The organism is Capillibacterium thermochitinicola, from assembly GCF_013664685.1.
GTDB classification, from domain to species: domain Bacteria; phylum Bacillota; class UBA4882; order UBA10575; family UBA10575; genus Capillibacterium; species Capillibacterium thermochitinicola.
The window spans coordinates 141,584-159,962 of the sequence record NZ_JAAKDE010000010.1; the positions used below are offsets into that span (position 1 = coordinate 141,584).

11 protein-coding genes are annotated in these 18,379 nt (G+C 57.4%); 8 read left to right on the forward strand and 3 right to left on the reverse strand.

The genetic code is table 11. The annotated features are described in order from the left end of the window. Nucleotides 1–66 precede the first annotated feature (66 nt). Together lpdA and G5B42_RS05830 are read left to right on the forward strand one after the other, a co-directional pair. Nucleotides 67–1,440 (forward strand): dihydrolipoyl dehydrogenase, encoded by a 1,374-nt coding sequence (gene lpdA, locus G5B42_RS05825; RefSeq protein WP_181339506.1) that lies wholly within the window; start codon nt 67–69, stop codon nt 1,438–1,440. 53 nt (nt 1,441–1,493) lie between these two features. After that, nucleotides 1,494–2,531 (forward strand): HD-GYP domain-containing protein, encoded by a 1,038-nt coding sequence (locus tag G5B42_RS05830; RefSeq protein ID WP_181339507.1) that lies wholly within the window; start codon nt 1,494–1,496, stop codon nt 2,529–2,531. 33 nt (nt 2,532–2,564) lie between these two features. On the opposite strand, the gene G5B42_RS05835 is transcribed toward G5B42_RS05830, so the two are convergent. Further along, nucleotides 2,565–3,008, reverse strand: coding sequence for an RrF2 family transcriptional regulator (locus tag G5B42_RS05835; RefSeq protein WP_181339508.1), 444 nt, complete (start codon nt 3,006–3,008; stop codon nt 2,565–2,567). Nucleotides 3,009–3,253: 245 nt separating this feature from the next. Between G5B42_RS05835 and G5B42_RS05840 the strand changes: the two genes are divergently transcribed. From G5B42_RS05840 to alr, 6 genes are all read left to right on the forward strand, one after another. Then, nucleotides 3,254–4,174 (forward strand): DMT family transporter, encoded by a 921-nt coding sequence (locus G5B42_RS05840; protein WP_181339509.1) that lies wholly within the window; start codon nt 3,254–3,256, stop codon nt 4,172–4,174. Between the two features lie 55 nt (nt 4,175–4,229). Further along, nucleotides 4,230–4,799 carry a nitroreductase family protein gene (locus G5B42_RS05845; protein WP_181339510.1) on the forward strand — a complete coding sequence of 190 codons (570 nt, stop codon included), beginning with the start codon at nt 4,230–4,232 and terminating at the stop codon, nt 4,797–4,799. A gap of 169 nt (nt 4,800–4,968) precedes the next feature. Then, nucleotides 4,969–5,808 (forward strand): CheR family methyltransferase, encoded by an 840-nt coding sequence (locus G5B42_RS05850; protein WP_231133273.1) that lies wholly within the window; start codon nt 4,969–4,971, stop codon nt 5,806–5,808. Nucleotide 5,809: 1 nt separating this feature from the next. Continuing rightward, entirely contained in the window at nt 5,810–6,184 is a 375-nt protein-coding gene (gene acpS, locus G5B42_RS05855) for a holo-ACP synthase (RefSeq protein ID WP_181339512.1), read from the forward strand. Continuing rightward, nucleotides 6,181–7,674, forward strand: a complete 1,494-nt coding sequence (locus G5B42_RS05860; protein WP_181339513.1) for an NAD(P)H-hydrate dehydratase — start codon at nt 6,181–6,183, stop codon at nt 7,672–7,674. The genes acpS and G5B42_RS05860 overlap by 4 nt, the downstream gene beginning before the upstream one ends. Next, nucleotides 7,661–8,794 (forward strand): alanine racemase, encoded by a 1,134-nt coding sequence (gene alr, locus G5B42_RS05865; RefSeq protein WP_181339514.1) that lies wholly within the window; start codon nt 7,661–7,663, stop codon nt 8,792–8,794. The genes G5B42_RS05860 and alr overlap by 14 nt, the downstream gene beginning before the upstream one ends. Before the next feature lie 152 nt (nt 8,795–8,946). Here alr and G5B42_RS05870 read toward each other — a convergent pair whose 3' ends face one another. After that, nucleotides 8,947–17,487: a GH36-type glycosyl hydrolase domain-containing protein gene (locus G5B42_RS05870; RefSeq protein ID WP_181339515.1), complete on the reverse strand. Its 8,541-nt coding sequence runs from the start codon at nt 17,485–17,487 to the stop codon at nt 8,947–8,949. Nucleotides 17,488–18,143: 656 nt separating this feature from the next. Beyond that, a partial coding sequence (locus G5B42_RS11830) for a hypothetical protein (RefSeq protein WP_231133274.1) occupies nt 18,144–18,379 on the reverse strand: 236 nt, incomplete at its 5' end.

The window sequence follows — 18,379 nt, forward strand, 5'->3', positions numbered from 1 at the left end:
ATAGAAAATAGGTTATGTATAGCCAAGGCCGGATTGTCGGTTTAGAAAGAGGAGGGAACGATCGGTTTGGTTTATGATCTCATTGTGCTCGGGGGTGGGCCCGCCGGTTACCACGGGGCGGCGCTGGCCGGACGCAAAGGCCTGCGCACCCTTTTGATTGAGGAAAGGGCGTTGGGCGGCGTCTGTTTACATAACGGTTGTATCCCGTCGAAAACCTGGCTCCAGTCGGCGAAGCTCTTTGCCCATGTCCAAAACGGGGCGGTTTATGGGGTGAAAGCTGATGGGCTCCATTTTGACCAGCAGGTGGTTACCGCCCGCAAAAACAAGGTGGTCCGGATCCTGAGCGCCGGGGTGAAGACGAAGCTCCAAAACGCCAACGTGGAAGTGGTGACGGCGAAGGGTGAGATCCAGGGAAAAGATGAGGACGGCTTCCGGATTAAAGCCGGGGCCGATAATTATAAAGGAAAAAACCTTCTGCTGGCGACCGGGTCGGTGCCGGTAATTCCGCCGATCCCCGGGCTAAAGGAAGGACTGGCGGCGGGGACAGTGAAGACCAACGCCGAGATTTTTGATCTGAACCACCTCCCGGCTTCGTTGGTGGTGATCGGCGGCGGTGTGATTGGTTTGGAAATGGCGGCCTACTTCAGTGCGGCCGGCAGTAAAGTGACGGTCATCGAGCTGCTGGACCGGATTGGCGGGGAAATCGACCGGGAGATCGCCGGGATCCTCTACGATAACTACCGGAAAAAAGGGGTTGATTTTAAATTAAACACCCGGGTGACCGCGGTCGACGGGTCGCGGGTGCAGTTTACGTCGCCGACGGGGGACGGCGCCGTCGAGGCGGAGCTGGTCCTTTTGAGTGCGGGACGCCGGCCTCTGCTCTCCGGTTTCGGGTTGGAGACCCTTCAGCCGCACATGGAGCAGGGCCGGTTGGTGGTGGACCGGGCGGGCCGCACCAGCGTCCCGGGGCTCTATGCGGCGGGGGATGTTAACGGCCGTTCGATGCTGGCCCATACCGCCTACCGGGAAGCGGAAGTCTGTATCGACCGCATCCTGGGGGGAACGGAGGAAGTGAACTACGAAGCAATTCCGGCGGTCATTTACACCGATCCGGAGGTGGCTTCCGTGGGCGAGACCGCAGAGTCGGCTGCCCGAAAAGGATTGGCTGTGCAAACGGTCAAAGTATCTATGCGGTACAGTGGCCGCTATGTCGCGGAACACGAGGGGGGTGATGGGATCTGTAAGCTGGTTGTCAACCGCGGCGACCGGCGGCTCTTGGGGGTTCACCTGATTGCGGAGTATGCTTCGGAGCTGATCTATGGGGCCGGCCTCATGATCGACCGGGAGTTGCGCATCGACGAGATCGAAAAGATCGTCTTTCCCCACCCGACCGTGAGTGAGATCATCAAAGAAGCGGCTTTACAATATGGATCGATTTAGCGCTCAAACTGATGGAAGCTTGCTTTGAAGAAGGAAGGAAAGTAGGTGTTAGGATGAGATATTTACCATTGGATGAGATCACGGAAGATATGTGTCTGGCCCGACCGATCTTTAACGGTGATGGGCGCATCTTACTCTCCAACGGCGTTAGGTTGACGAAAAATTATCTCGCCCGGCTAAAAGAGATGGGTTACCAAAACTTATACGTTTACCGGGCCGGTGAAGAGATCAACGATTTTTCCATACCCGTTAGTGACCAAACCATGCGCGAAGCGATCCATGGGGTGAAGGACGCGTTTAGCAAAGCCGCTCAGCGGCAACACTTGAACACCAGAAGCGTCAATGAAATAGTCAATTACATTTTGGACGAAATCTTGACCAACCCAACCGTCCTTTATAACCTGATGGATATCAAAAACCACGATAATTACTATTACCATCATTGCGTCAACGTCGGGATCATTTCCACCTTAATCGCCAAGGAAATGGGTTTTTCCCGCGATAAAATGAAAGATTTGACCACCGGCGCGCTCCTCCATGACTTGGGGATGGTCTGTGTTGACCCGAAGATCCTGACCCAACCGCGGCCTCTCACCGACGAGGAAATGGCGGCGGTGCGTGAACATACCAATTACGGCTTTCAACTCCTCCGCTCGGAACGGGATTTGAGTATTCTGGTGGCGCATACCGCCTGGCAGCACCATGAACGGATGGATGGAAGCGGCTACCCGAAGGGGCTGGTTGGGGAAGAGATCCATCTGTTCGGCCGGATCGTCGCGGTGGCCGACTCTTACGAGACGATGACCAGCGGCCGTGTCTACCAGAAAGCCATGTGGAGCCACGAAGCGATCCGGCAGTTGAAGGAGAGCGCGCCCGAAAAATACGATCCGCAAGTGGTGGCGGCAATGGAACGTTCGATTGCCTCCTACCCCGTGGGCAGTGTGGTGGTGCTGAACACCCACGAAGAGGCGGTGGTGGTCGACGTGAACGCCAAAAAAATCACCATTCAGTTTTCCAGCGGGCCACGGGTTAATGCCCTGATGGATTTGGAGCCCGATTCGGAGATTAAAATTGAAGAGCGTCTGTCTTGAGGAGTGACGACACCAACAACTCTGCTGCTCTTATCAGCTTTTTGAGTCCGGACCTTTACCGGTCGTCTGTCCTTTCTTCACCAGATCCTGGAGGGTGGTGGACGAAAGGACTTCATCGATTTTGGCGGAAAGTTCCTGCCAAAAAGGCATCGTCAGACAGGTGTCCATCTTGTCGCATTCGGCCGGTGACCCGCCGGGGGTACAATTGGCCAGGGTGAGCGGGCCTTCCAGTGCTTTCAGCACTTCACCGACGGTAATCTGGTGGGCGGGGCGGGCCAGGACGTAGCCGCCGTAAGAGCCCCGGACCGCGTTGACCAACCCGGCTTTGCGCAAGAGGGCAAAAACTTGTTCCAAATAGGATTCGGAGATACCCTGCCGTTCAGCGATCACCCGTAGCGGAACGGGTTTTTTTTGGCCGTAATACACCAGATCGGCCAAGGACCGTAAACCATACCTTCCTTTGGTTGAGATCAGCAAGGTGTACGCTCCTTTCTAAACCCAGTAATTCGGTAGGAAAATGGGTTATTTTAAATCTAACACAAAAGCAGGGGATAATCAAGATTTGCGCCAATGGAAAAAGGAGAAAACGCTTGTTTAGAAACACAAAGCGTAACACGGGAAATGGTAGAAAAGAAACGTTCCGGATGCTATACTATAATTATGCTCTCGTCAGGGAAAATGTAATAAATAATGAAGGATCACGATGGAAAGGATGCAACAAGATGACTGAGATCAAAACCGAGCGCGGCAAGGCCGAACGGACCAGAGCCGTAATTTTGCTGGTGATTACGGCCACCCTTTGGAGTACCAGCGGACTCCTGATAAAACTGATCGACTGGAACCCACTGGCCATCACCGGGGTGCGCAGCATCTTTGCGGCGCTTTTGATGTGGGGTTATACGAAGAAACCAAGGCTGAACCGCTCCGGTTGGCAATGGGCGGCGGCGTTTGCCTACGCCGGGACCATGATCACATTTGTGATGGCCAATAAGATGACAACCTCGGCCAATGCCATACTTCTCCAGTATACCGCCCCTATCTACGTGGTGCTCTTTGCCCGTTTGCTTTTGGGAGAAAGGACCACCGGGCTTGACTGGGCGACGATTGTTGTGGTTTTAGCCGGGATGGGCCTCTTTTTCAAGGAAGAATTGACCCCCGGCGCCTTTTGGGGGAACGTGATTGCCGTGGTCAGTGGGGTTTTCTTTGCCCTGACCGCCGTTCTCCTCCGGAAACAGCGGGACGGGATCCCGGTTGAATCGGTGTTGCTGGGCAACCTTATTACCGCGGTGGTGGCGATCCCGTTTGTGGTCAATGACCCCCTGCCGAACCTTACGGCCTTGTTGATCCTTGTTTTGATGGGGTTTTTCCAGATCGGGCTCTCCTATATTCTCTATACCATTGCGCTGCAAAAAGTCTCCGCCCTGGAGGGGGTGCTGGTTCCCCTGTTGGAGCCGTTGCTGAACCCGATCTGGGTCCTGATCTTTACCGGAGAAACACCGGGCATCTGGGCGCTGGTGGGCGGGGCGATTGTCTTGTCGGCCGTGACCTTCCGCAGTTTTATCCTGACCGCCCGGGAGGCCAAAAACCGCAAGCCCGGTGGGGAAGGCGCGAATTTTGCTGAAAGAAGCGGAAAAATGTTGTGAGATGGTGAAAGATAGGAGAGATAGGGAGAGATAGTGAAGATAAGGAGGGGACCTTATGCTTAAGGAATTGATCCGCAAGAACCGGAGTTACCGCCGGTTTTATGAGCAGGAACCGCTATCCAGGGCAACCCTGGTTGAATTGGTGGACCTGGCGCGGTACGCGCCCTCGGCGGCCAACCGCCAACCTCTGAAGTATTTGTTGTCATACACCCCGGAGCGGAACAGCCGGATCTTTCCCCACCTGCGCTGGGCGGGGTATCTGACCGACTGGCCCGGGCCGGCTCCCGGTGAACGCCCGGCGGGTTATATTGTGATCTTGGGTGATACCACCATCAGTAAAAATTTCGACTGCGACCACGGGATTGCCGCCCAAAGCATCCTTTTGGGGGCGGTCGAGGCGGGGCTGGGCGGCTGTATTATCGGCTCCATCGACCGGGAGGGGTTACGGCAAGCCCTCCAGATCCCGGCTCATTTCGAGATCTTGCTGGTCCTGGCTTTGGGCCGGCCGAAAGAAGAAGTTGTTCTCGAGACGATGGACGAAAGCGGCGATATCCGCTACTGGCGGGATGAGCAGGCCGTCCATCATGTGCCGAAACGGCCTTTGGACGACCTGATCCTGGACTGAGCTTTTCTGGGGCGGCCTTCGCGTGATTTTTACGCGGCCTTTGTGCCGTTTTACGCGGGACCGTTACGTTGTGGCCGGCGGAAAATCTTACCTGGGCGTAAAAAACCTTTAAAAAGGAAAACCCTGGCGCTCGTCGAATGGATCAGCAGGTTCAGAACACTTGGGATGGATGAGGGAAGCGGAGGATGATCAGACCATGGCCCTTTCCTACGAGGAGTTTAAAAAGGCAGCATCCAAACTTTGTGGGACCGACCTTTTTTTATATAAAAGCCAGCAGATGGACCGGCGGATCCATTCTCTCATGGGCTTTTGGGGGATCCGTGATTACGATGAATACCTTACGGTTTTAAAGACCAACCCCCAACGGTACCAAGAGTTCGTCAAACGGCTGACCATTAATGTTTCGGAGTTTTTCCGGAATCCGGACCGCTTTATCGAGTTGTGGGAGCGGTTTTTACCCGAGATTCTGCAGAAAACAGGCGGGGTCCGGATCTGGTCGGCGGGGTGTTCCAACGGGGCCGAACCTTATTCGGTCGCCATTATTTTAAGTGAGTTGAACGCGCTGCACCGGGCGTCGATTCTGGCCACTGATATAGACGAGGTGGTTTTGGAAAAAGCCCGGAAAGGAGCCTATATATTTAATGAAGTGAAAAGTTTGCCCTCTGAGTTACGGGAGAAGTATTTTCGGCAGGAGGGGGAGGTATTCTATTTTGATGAAGCCTTGAAAAAACGGGTCCAATTCAAAAAACACAATTTGTTGCAGGAACCCTTCCCCGAGAACCTGGACCTGATTATCTGCCGGAATGTGGTGATTTATTTCACGGAGGAGGCCAAGCAAAAGATCTACGTCGATTTCAACCGGGCTTTACGGGTCGGCGGCTATTTTTTAACGGGCGGCACCGAACCGATCCTCTATTACCGGCAGTATGGTTTTGAGAACGTGGCCCCATCTTTCTACCAAAAAATTGGCCCGCCGATGAGCACTGCGGGGCCGGGCAATGGAGTTTAGGATGATTAAAGGTATCGGAACCGACATAGTAGAGATCAGCCGGATCGCCAATTTGATGGCCAGACGGGGGGAGACCTTTTTGCGGCGGGTCTTTACCCCGGAAGAGTTGGCAAACTGCGGCCGGGCCGCCCACCGTTTAGCCGGACGGTTTGCGGCGAAAGAGGCCTTTTTTAAAGCCCTGGGCACCGGCTTTCGCGGCTTTAAATGGCATGAAGTCGAGGTGCACAACGACGAACTGGGTGCCCCTTATTTTTCTTTCTCCCCCCGCCTCCGGGACTATCTCCTGGCGCAGGGGGTGGGGAAGACCCATCTGTCAATTGCCCATAGTAGAGAATATGCGGTTGCGCAGGTTATTATGGAGCGGATCAAAACATGAAAGTGGCAATGGCGCAGGAAATGCGGGAGATTGACCGCCTGGCCATGGCGGAGTACGCCTATCCGGGGCTGCTGTTGATGGAACATGCGGCCCTTGCGCTCTTTCAGGCCATCAAAGCGCGGTTTCCCTTGGGGAAAGTGGGCATCATCTGCGGCAAAGGCAACAATGCGGGGGATGGCTGGGCGTTGGCCCGGCTGTTGACCCTGGACGGGGTGGAAGTGACGGTATTTACCCCCGGGGAAGAGCAGCCGCTGCCCCCGGACGCGGCGACCAACCGGGCGATCGCCCGGCGCCTGGGGATAAGGGAAGTGCCCTGGGCGACGTTGCTGGCCGCCCCCGCTATGCTCTCCTCCTTTGCGGTGCTGGTCGATGCTCTTTTGGGGACCGGTTTTCGTGGAGAAGTGGCGGCGGAGATGGCCGCCGTCATTAAAGTGCTGAATGCGGCGGACCGGCCGGTGGTGGCGGTGGATCTTCCCTCCGGCGTGGAAGCCGATACCGGCCGGGTGCCGGGCCCCGCCGTGCGGGCGACGCTGACCGTTACCTTCGGCTTGCCCAAAGTGGGCCTTTTGGTCTACCCCGGCCGGGAGTATGTGGGTGAGGTCATCGTGGACGATATTGGCCTTCCCCCGCCTTTGCTGCGGGAGCAGGCCACCGGCTATTATACTTTAAACCGGAGTGAGCTCGCCGCTCTCCTTCCGCAGCGGAAAGCGGAGGCCCACAAAGGAACCCAGGGCCACCTTTTGGTGGTGGGCGGTTCCCCGGGGATGACCGGGGCGCCGGTTTTGGCGGGGCTGGCGGCTTTGCGGAGCGGGGCGGGTTTGGTGACGCTGGGGGTGCGGGATGGCTTAACCCTCCCGGAAAAGCCGATGGAACTGATTGTCAAACCCTGGTCCCAATTGCAGTGGGACGCTTACGACGCCATTGTGGCCGGGCCGGGGCTATCGACCCAACCGGACGGGCAGGCGATCCTGGCGACCATCCTTGGTCTGGCGGGGCCCTGCCGTTTGCTGGATGCCGACGCCCTCAATCTCTTGGCCCCCATCCCCCGGTGGTGGGAGCAGGTGAAAGGGTCTTTGGTTTTGACGCCACATCCGGGGGAGATGGCCCGCCTTTGCGGACTTACCACCGGTGAGGTCCAGGCCAACCGTTTGGGGTTGGTGAAGGAAAAGAGCAGAGAGTGGGGGGTTACGCTTGTGCTTAAGGGCGCGGCGACCCTCGTGGGCAGTGGGGAGGAGCCTATCTATATTAACACCACCGGTAATCCGGCGTTGGCCACCGGGGGTACCGGGGACGTTCTCGCAGGCATGATCGGCGGCCTTTTGGCCCAGGGGTTGGCGCCCGCGCAGGCGGCGGCGGTTGGGGTCTATCTTCATGGGCAAGCCGGGGACCTGGCGGCCAGGGAGATTGGCCCGGCCGGGATCCTGGCGGGGGACCTTCTGCCGCGGATCCCGCGGGTAATGGAATGGGGGCAGGCCAATGTTGACAGATAAAGCGCATATCATCCGTCCAACCTGGGTGGAGATTGACCGGGCGGCGCTCCGCGCCAATTTAAGGGGAATCAAGGCCTTGGTTGGGCCGGACTGCCGGGTGATGGCGGTGGTGAAAGCCGAAGCCTACGGCCACGGAGCGGCCCAGGTGGCCGAACTGGCCCGGGCGGAAGGGATTGAGTGGTTCGGGGTGGCGCTGCCGGAGGAAGGGATCGCCCTCCGTCAGGCGGGCGTGGATGGGAACATCCTCGTCTTTGCGCCCTTCTTGCCGGAACAGGCCGCCACTTATTTTAACTATGACCTGGTACCGACCATTACCACCTGGGAGAGTGCGGCCGCCCTGTCCGCAGAAGCCCTCCGTCGCCACCAAAAAGCGCGGGCCCACATCAAGGTGGACACCGGGATGGGGCGGATTGGGTTTTTGGCGGCTAAGGGCGCGGCGGCGATCGAAAGAATCTTTTCCTTGCCGGGCCTAACGGTTGAGGGGATATACTCCCACTTTGCCACGGCCGACGCGGCCGATCTGACCTACGCCCGGCAGCAACTGGGCGCCTTCAGGCGGGTGGTTGAAGAACTGGAGAGCAAAGGACTCAACATTCCTTTGAAACACATCGCCAACAGCGGGGGGATTCTTAACCTCCCCGAAAGCTATTTTGACATGGTGCGGGCCGGGTTGATTCTGTACGGCATGTGGCCTTCGCCGTGGTGCGCGCAGGGGAAGATCGTGCTGAAACCGGCCTTTAGTTTAAAGACTAAAGTGGTGTTTGTGAAGAGAGTGCCGGCCGGGAGCGGCATCAGCTACGGCCAGTGCTACCATACCAGCAAGGAGACGACCATTGCCACGCTGCCCATCGGTTACGCCGACGGCTGGCTCCGGGCCCTATCGGGAAAAGCCCGGGTCCTGATCAATGGCGAGGATTACCCGGTCGTCGGCACCATCTGCATGGACCAGTGCATGGTCGACGTGGGCGACGCCCCGGTCCAAGTGGGTGATGAAGTGGTGCTGATCGGGGAACAAAAGGGGAAGGCGATCACGGTGGAAGAGGTCGCCGACCACCTGAACACCATCAACTATGAGGTGGTCTGCCAGATCAGTAGCCGGGTGCCCCGGATTTATGTCTAACCGCGGGCCGAAAGGGGCCGAAAGGCAGAACGCGGTGGAAAAAACGCGGTCAAACACGTCATAACGCGGTAAAAACACGCAAAACACGGGCCTGTGGAAAAAGGCAAAGGGGTTGTCCGCCAAGGACGGACACCCCTTTTTTATTTTCCCGGTTAGAGGATGAGCAAGACCCGGTGCTTTTCCCCGTCGTTGACGAGGGGGATCCCGGCCTCGACGTCCGCCAACCGCCCCCCATCCAGCTCCAGATAGGAGCCGCCCGTCTGTTTCCGGTCGGGGTTTTCCACTTTAATCTCGTACTCGGTCTGGCCGTACCAGTAACGGACGGAAAAGCCCGGCCAGTCTTCGGGGATGCACGGTTTGAGGTAGAGGACGGTTCCGTGCCGCCGGAGGCCTAGGATCCATTCCAAACCCGCCTGGTACATCCAGCCGGCCGAGCCCGTATACCAGGTCCACCCGCCGCGGCCGGTGTGGGGCGGGACGGAGTAAACATCGGCCGCCATCACGTACGGTTCAACCCTATAGCGCTGGACCTCATTGTAGGTCCGGGTCTGGTTGATCGGATTCAAGATCCGGAACAGGTCATAGGCCCGGTTCCCCTGGCCTAAAAGGGCCCAGGCGATCACGGCCCAGATCGTGCCGTGGGTGTACTGCCCGCCGTTCTCCCGGATTCCTTGCGGATACGCCTGGATATAACCGGGGCTGGGTTCGGTTTTGTCGAAGGGCGGCGTCAGGAGACAGATGAGCGCGCCATCTTCCCGGCGGACCAGTTTATTGTCCAAAGAATTCATCGCCAGCAAAGCCTTGTCAAGCTCGGCCGCCCCGGAGATAACGCCCCAGGCCTGGGCAATACAGTCGATCTGGCATTCCGCATTGGTGATCGAACCGATGGGCTCACCGCGGTCGTTGTAAGCCCGGCGGTACCACTGGCCATCCCAGCCGTGTTCGTTGAGGGCGACGATCAATTCGTTGCAGATGGCCGTGTAGCGCTCGGCGCGGGCGGTGTCCTTCTGCTTGACGGCAAACGGGATGAACTCCTGGAGAACATGGTAGAGGAACCAGCCCAGCCAGACGCTTTCCCCCTTGCCGCCGGCCCCGATCTCACTCATCCCGTCATTCCAGTCGCCCGTGCCCATTAAGGGGAGACCGTGCTCGCCAAAGCGGAGGGCCCGTTCAATGGCGCGGACACAGTGTTCATAGATGGTTCCCGTCTCCGTGGAGACCTTGGCCTGTTCATAACGTTCCAGTTCATGGTCGGCCAAGGGCGGACTTTCCAGGAACGGAACCCGGTGTTTCCAAATTCGCATGTCACCCGTGTGCTTGGCATAGCGGCAGGCGGCATAGGGCAGCCACAAGAGATCGTCGGAGAAACGGGTCCGGATCCCGTAACCGGTCTCCTCATGCCACCAGTGCTGGACGTCGCCCTCCAGGTACTGGTGGGCGGCGTGCAGCAGGATCTGGCGGCGGGCAAACCCGGGCCGGGCGTGGAGCAGGGCCAGGACATCCTGGAGCTGGTCCCGGTAGCCGTAGGCGCCCCCCGATTGGTAGAAGGCGCTGCGGGCCCACAAACGGCAGCTGACCGTCTGGTAAAGCAGCCAGTTGTTGAGAAGCAGGTCGAAAGCGCGGTCGGGCGTTGCGACTTGCACCCGGCCCAGCAGATCCGCCCAGTAATTTCTAACGTTTTTGAAGGCGGCCTCGACACCGGCCCGGCGGCCGTATTTGTACATAATCTCCCGTACCTGCTCTTTGGAGGTGGCGGCCCCCACCAGGATGTTGATGGTCCGTTCCCCCTGGGGCGGGAGGTAAATCTTGACCTGCATCGCCCCGCAGGGGTTATACTGGGCGCCCGTCGTGTTCGACAGTTTCTTCCGCTTCAGGGCCGCCGGGAAGGACAGACTGCCGTTCCGGCCGATAAACTCCGCCCGGTCCCCGGTCCAGCTGCGGTCGATCTCCGGGCCGCCGGTCCAGATCCCTAAAAACCCGTACTGGTCCCGGAAGTCTTTTTGGTAGACGTTCCGGGCGAGCAGCGCGCCGCTGTTCCGGTCGTACTCGGTGATGATGAAGGGCGCATTCTTTTCGCGGTTCACCCCCAAGGCCCACTCCAGGTAATAGGTGACGGCGATCTCCCGTTCCCGGTCCTCGGTGTTTTGCAGCGTCAGCCGTAGGATTTTGACCGGGGCGTCAATGGGCGTGAAGACCAACCCGGTCTGGATTAGCCCCTGACTTTGGTGTTCATAGACGGTGTAGCCCTGGCCGTGGCGCACCGTATAAGGTTCGGTATCCCGGATCGGCAAGGCGGTAAGCGTCCACAAGAGGCCGGTTTCTTCATCCCGCAAGTAGCAGATCTCGCCGGCGGGATCAAGCACCGGATCGTTGGACCACGGCGTCAGCTTGAACTCGCGGCTATTGCCGGCCCAGGTGTACCCGCCCCCCGATTCGGAGACCGCAAAGCCGAACTTGGGATTGGCGATGATATTGCACCACGGCGTGGGGAGCAGGTCCTTCGTCCGCAATTGGATCACATATTCTTTACCGTCCGGCGTGAAGCCACCCCAACCGTTAAAGAAGAGCAGCTCCTCAGGGGGCTCGGTCGGGATGTAATTGGCCTGCACCGGCATCGGCAACCGGACCGGCCGGGACTGCGGCAGGGTGCGCCGCAGATTGACCACCGGCCGTAACTGGGAACGGATCGAACCGCCGTCGCTGTGGAGGACAATCCGGGCGACCGTCTCGAGCAGGATCTGGTCCTCCTTCGGAATCGTCCCCGCCGAGAAGAGGAAGACGCCGCCCGGCCGCTCCGGGTCTTCCGGTTCCGGGAAGGAGTGGATGATCCGTTGGACCTCTTCGAAGAGGGTCTGCCGGTACCCTTCTTCGTTGTTGATCAGGATCACCAAGTCGGTGAGCAGGCCCTTGCGCTTCCAATACCGGTGGAAACGGAGGATCTGTTCGGCGAGGTCGGTACCGGTTTGGTCCTCCAGCCAGAGCAGGATCAGTGGCAGGTCGCCGGAGATCCCGTACGCCCAAAGGGCCGACTGGTCTTTGACGTTTTTCCGCAGCGCGTTGCTGCGGGTGCGCTGGTAATAGTTGTAATAGAAGATCTGCGACGCCATCTGCTGGAGCAGCCGGACCTGGTGGAGCGGGATCTTCATCTCCTGCAGTTCCAGTTGGGCGCGGTTATAAGCCAGTTCGCAGGCCTGTTCGAAACGGTAGGGCGAAGCCAGCCGGTCAACCAGTTCCAACGCTTCCTCCCGGGAGGGCGCGACCCCGGTAATAAAGGTGAAATTGGCGGTCGCGCCGGGATTCAACTGCACCCGCCGCCGGAGGGCGAAGACCGGGTCAAGCACCGCGCCGGTGGTGCCGGATAAACGCTGGTTGGTCTCGATGACCACCGGAATGCGGTACGAGCGGCCGCGGCCGACGAACCGGGAACGGTCGGTCTCAAACTCCAAGGGACCGATGGTGGGCACGTCGACATGGAGCGCATGGACCAGCCATGGTGAGGGGTTTGGCTGTCCGGTCCGGCGGTGGGCCAGGAGCGCTTCGGCTTCCGGGACCACTTCCGTTTCGACAAACAGTTTGTTGAAGGCCGGGTGGGCTTGGAAAGCCTCTTTCCGGGCCAACACCGGTTCGAGATAACTGGTGACCTCGAGCGTACACGGGGAGTCGCCGAAGTTGGTCAGGGTGAGCTGGCGAATCTCCGCGTCCTCGTCCGGAACAACGCAGATTTTCAATTGGGTCTGGATATTTCCTCGCGTTTTGGTAAACACGATCCGGTCCAGTTCCGAATCCATGGTCACCGGGTCCGCGCTGTCCCGGAGGGGGTGGAAGGTCGGCGACCACGTGCTGCCGTCGTTGATGTTTTTAATATAGAAGAAGACGCCATGGTGATCTTTGATCGGGTCCTCTTCCCAACTGGTCAGCAGCAGATCTTTATACTGGCTGAACCCGCCGCCGCTGTTGGAGACCATCACCAAATAGCGGCCGTTCGACAGGAAACTGGCGACGGGCAACGGGGTGTCGTGCGTGGCAAAATGGCGCGGGTCGAACCCCTCGTCCCGATGGTAGCGGGACGGCAAGTATCTTGGGATCTGCTGGTGCGTCTTGACCACCGTGGGCGCCAGGATCCGCTCGTGCAACAAGAGATCGGTGCTGAACACCCGCGGATCCTTCAGGAAACGCCGGTGCATCAAGTTCCCGTGGAGGAGGTTCCCCAAAGCCATGAAGGACATGCCCTGGTGGTGCGCCATATAGCTTTTGACGATGGCGTAATTCCTCTTCTTCGGGAGGCGTTCCGGGGTAAAGTCCAGGGCTTCATAGAAGCCGAACGCCCCGAAGGCCCCGTACCGCTCCATCCGGTAGAGGTTGTTGACCGCTTCTTTGGGCGCCACCATGGCGGCGAGGAAGGTGGCATAGGGCGTTACCACCCGCTCTTTCTCAAGGCCCTGCTTCAGGGCCAGCGTGGGAATCCCAAAGGCCCGGTACTGGTAGTTTAAGCGGTGGTCAAAGGCATAATAGCCCGATTCGGAGACTCCCCACGGGAGCCCCAGTTTTTTCCCGTAATTGATCTGGCTTTTCACCATCAACCGGTAGGTCTGCTCCCACAGCGTATTGGGGTGGCAGGTCATCACGAGCAAAGGCATCAGATACTCAAAGGCCGTCCCCGTCCAGGAGATGAGGACCGGCTTGCGCCCGACCAGGGTCGAGGTGCGGCTCATGGAAGTCCAGTGCTTGACCGGAACCTGGCCTAAAGCAATCGCGATAAAGCTGGCCTGGCGCGCTTCGGAGGCCAAAAGGTTGTAAAAGGACGTATCCAGGCGCTGGTTGCTGACGTTGTAACCGATGGAGAAGAGACGCCGCTGGCGGTCGTAGAGCGGGGTGAAATCGTGGGCAATGACCAATGCTTCCAGCTGTGCGCAGAGTCTTTCCCCGTCGCTGATAAACTCCGCGATCCGGGCGCGCGAAACCGAAAGCAGCTTGGCTAGGGCCGGAAGCTCCTCTTCCGTTTCGCCAGCCACCTCCTGTTCGGCGAGGGCCATTACCTCCGCGAAGCGCTTCACGGCGCGTAATTTCCGTTCCAAGTCATCGCCGTTGTCCTCGCCCGCCGCCAAAAGCTCCGGCAACCATGGGAAGAACCACTCCAGCTCCTCGATCTGCCGATCGATGGCGGCCACCGTGGCGCGGAAAAGCTCCTGGTCTTCCTCCTGCGCCTCGTCCTTGACTTTTTTCAGCAGGCGGTACCAGTGCAGGATGGTCGGCTCGTCGTCAAGCTCAGGTTCGAAGTAGGAAGCCCAGGCGGCGGATGTCTCTTTTTTCTGTGCTTCCCAACGGATCGTATCAACCAGCCCCTGCCCCAGCGCTTTGGCCCAAGGCTGCTGCAACCACTCTTGAATCCCCGCTTTGGTCGTGAGGAGATAGACCAGGAGGTTACCGCTGTCCACCGTGGACACATACAAGGGAATTAAGGGTTGCAGGGTGACCGTATCGTACCAGTTATAGAAGTGCCCCTCCCAACGGGGCAAGCGCTGTAAAGTGTTGACGGTCTGCTCGATCCGGGTCACCAGCTGTTTGGTAGTGATGTACCCAAAGTCGCGGGCCGTAACCAGCGACGCCAGGTAAAGCCCGATGTTGGTCGGCGACGTCCGGTGGGCGATCCCGTTATCCGGGTCGACCTGCAGATTGTCCGGCGGTAACCAGTTGTCCTCTGCGGTGACCACGGTTTCGAAAAAGTGCCAGATCCGCCGGGCGTTTTCCCGCAGGTAGCTTTGTTCCGCGGCATTAAGTACTCTTCGCTGGGGCCGCCGCGGCACGGCCGTCAGATGTACCCAGAGTGGTGCGGAGAGCCAAAGAACGGCGAAAGGAACCATCCAGGGCAGACCGGACGGGACTATGACCCAAAAGAAGACCAACCCGGCCAGGGTGAGAAGCTGCCCGCGGCGCATACTTTTCCAGACGCCCCACAAAGTATTCGGGGTCTGTTTTCCGGCTTCCGAGGCGGTCCGCCACTCTAGAAGATGGCGGCGGGAGATTTTCATCCGGTACAAGGTCCGGATAATGGCGTCGACCATCATTACGGCTTCATAGGGCAGGACGACCAAGCCGAACAGATCACGGCCCAGGCAATGGAGGAGCGGGACTCCGCCGAAGCGGACCGTCCGGATTAAGCGTTGGAGATAATCCACGGCCAACAGGCCAAGGATTCCCCAGTGGAGGGGAAGGACCTGCACCGCCTGTCCCGGGAAAACAGCGAGACAGAGCCCAATGAAGAGGAGCAGGGTGGGCGCGACCAGACTGCGACGTAAGTTATCCACCATCTGCCAGCAGGTGACCGGCGGCAGATGAACAGGCGTCTCGGTCCCATCCTGGTCGGGCACGCTCTTTTTTAACCAGGGCAAGAGCTGCCAATCCCCCCGGACCCAGCGGTGGAACCGGGACAGATTGCCGAGAAAGGAGGACGGGTAGTCTTCCAGCAACTCGATATCACTGACGAAACCGGCGCGGAGAAAGCCGCCCTCCAAGAGGTCGTGGCTTAAAATCGCGTTTTCCGGAAAGCGTTTCCGGAGCAAACGGTCGAAGATCCGGGCGTCGTAGATCCCCTTCCCCGCAAAGATTCCATGCCCGAAGAGGTCCTGATAAGGGTTGGAGACCGCACTGCTGTAGAGGTCGATCCCCCATTGGTTACTGTGGAGGAGTGCAAAGACGGAATGATTGGCGCTGGCGTTACTGATGGCCATTTTCGGCTGTAAAATGCCGTAACCTTTGACGACGATCCCCTTCTCTTCGTCGACCACCGGGGCGTTCAACGGATGGGCAATCGTTCCGATCAGACGGCGAGCGGCTTCACGGGGCAACTGCGTATCCGAGTCCAAGGTGATTACGTAGCGGATCTGTTTATAAAACTCGCGGTCGCCGGTGACCGTCGTAAAACTGGTCTCTTCGACCCCGGCGAGTAGCGCGTTGAACTCGGTAAGTTTCCCGCGCTTCCGTTCCCAACCCATCCAGACCCCTTCCTGGGGATTGTACCGCCGCTCGCGGTGTAATAGATGGAAATAACTTTCGCCCTCCGGATGGGGGTAACGCTCGTTCAAGGCGGCGATCCCGGCCAGGGCCGCTTCGAGAAGCGGGGCGTCTTCCGGACGCTCCTTTTCCGCGGCATCGGAAAAATCGGTCAGCAGGGCGAAATAGATGTGCGGATCGGTATTGGCCAGATGGTAGACTTCCAGTTTCCGCAGTAAAGACTCAACATCCTCCATACTCCCTAAAATCGTAGGGATCACCACCATCGTCGCTGCCTCGAGCGGAATGCCGTTGCGGAATTCGATCTTTGGTAGGATCTGCGGTGGAAAAACCCAATTCAAGACCGCATGGACCAAACGGACGGCGCTTCCGGCCACCGGGGCAAGCAGCAACAGACCGGCGAAAACCAACTGTAGAGGGGTAAAGGCCTGTAAGGCGGATAAGGACCACAAAAGACCGGTATAGATCAGCAAAAAACAAAGAACCAAAGAGGGGAAATAGACCAAATTCGGCTTTGCGCGCGCGGTCCGCCGGAAATGACGGAGGCCGCCCCCTTTACAATTTAAGGTTTGGGCCAGCTCTTTCCAGCCATCATCCAGCAGATAATACCCGACATGGGTCTTGACATTACCTTCGCCCGGGTTTTTGGTGGCCGCCCGGGCCAAAGCCAACACCTTTTCGGCGATTTTTTCTTCCGGTAACCGCCATTCGCGGGCAAACAACTCCACCTCACTCCGCATTAAGCTGCGGCTCTCGTAATCCATCTCCGGGTAGATCCGGGCCGGATCCTGGCGCAGGGTCTGCTCGACCAGGCTTAACTCTTCAAAATACTCATCCCACAGGGCCAGATTGACCTCCTGCAGCCCGCGGAAGAAGTTGCCGGCCATTGTCCGGTAGCTGGCTTGCCGTTGATGTTCCCGTTCTTTTAAATCGGAAAGGGTGAGATTTTCCGCCTTTACCCGGGCATCGAGCCAGTAGAGGAGGGGTTTTAAATCGGCGGACCGGCGGAATTCCTGTTCCAAAAAGAGCAGAACTGAAGGATCGGCCAGATCCATGTATTTTTCCAACTTGAAAATGGCCTTGTTCAGCTGTTGGGTTCCCTCTTTCAACAGCGGGGCCACTTTTTCCGACCAGATCTTCTTTTGGTTGGCCGGTAACTGTTCTTGATTCAAATGTACATAAAGTTCGCGGAGCTGGTGGAAGATGACAAAACGCAGCATGAGCGGGATCGCCCACAACTCACCGATGGTTAAGGGTTGGATTTGCTGATAAGCCCAGAGAAAACTGACCAAAACTTCCGGATCGGACTTACCCCCGGTGACCTTGAGCAGTTCATAAAGGATGGCATAAATCCGGTACAAACCTTTCATCTTTCCCGAAGTGAGGACCGGTAACCGCCGGAAATGGCTGATGGACAAGTTTTGCCGAATATACTTGTACTGTTCGAGCAGGAGATAATGGTTGTCCAACAACCACTCGGCGGCCGGGGGAAGCATCGCTTCCTCTTCTTCCGCTTTGGCCAAAAAATCACGGTAAACCGCATTTAACAAACGTAGATCGTGTTTTACCTGGCGTTTGAGGCGTACGCTTCGGGAAAATGTAATGCCCTTTTGTTCCCTGGCAAGTTGGCGTGCATATTCCAAAAGTTCTTCCAATTGGAGAGAGGTTGTTGTCGTCAGCAAACGCACCATTCCTTTCTTTAAATCAATGTTATTCTCTTCCCGAATTCAGTTTAATAATCAGGATCGTTGAAGCAACAGGCACAGCAGCCTTCTCTTTTTGGTTCGTGCGGAAGGCTGCTGTCCATTGGCAAAGTCGGTCGGAATTGTGTTCGGTCCAAATGATGTTTGGTCTGTGCTTGTTTGAATCGAAGCGGGGAGCAACCGCGGAAGGAAAACCGGTGTGGGTCGCTGTTTTCAAGGTTGTCGCGAGGAAAACGTCGGCAAAAATTGTGGTTTTGTCGCGGTAATTTATTGAAGATTAAAACATTTTGATGTTTAACCCAACTGTTCCTACGTATACAATTATACATAATACGCAAGAATCTTCCTGTTATGTTAAATATCACAAAAGAAACCAAAGGTCAACATGGCTTTCCGTAAAAAGCAAGTTACCGGAATGTTCCCGACAGGACCTCGGTCCGGCCAATTCGGTTGTAAACTGGCCTTTTCTGAACGGTTCCTTTTTCCTTTTTTTACGCCCTTAATCATAATTTAAGGATTAAGCTGAGTGTTTGCGGGCTGAAAACTCTTGACGAATATCCTTATTCCGTGTTATACTAACCCCGCATGTTTTTTCCGAGACGCGAAAAAGCGGCAAAAAAAGACACGAAAACACTCTAGACAAAAATAATTTTCCATGGTATATTAAAATAGTGTCGTAAAATGGCACAGGCGACTGAACCCTGAAAACTAAACAGCCAAGACAGGTAAGAGAAGGTAAGGGCTTGTTGCTTTACAAAGAAGTGATAAGTCCGGACGACGTCAAGAAGAAAACGATGAGCTAAAATCAGCTCTTCAAGAATTTTACGGAGAGTTTGATCCTGGCTCAGGACGAACGCTGGCGGCGTGCTTA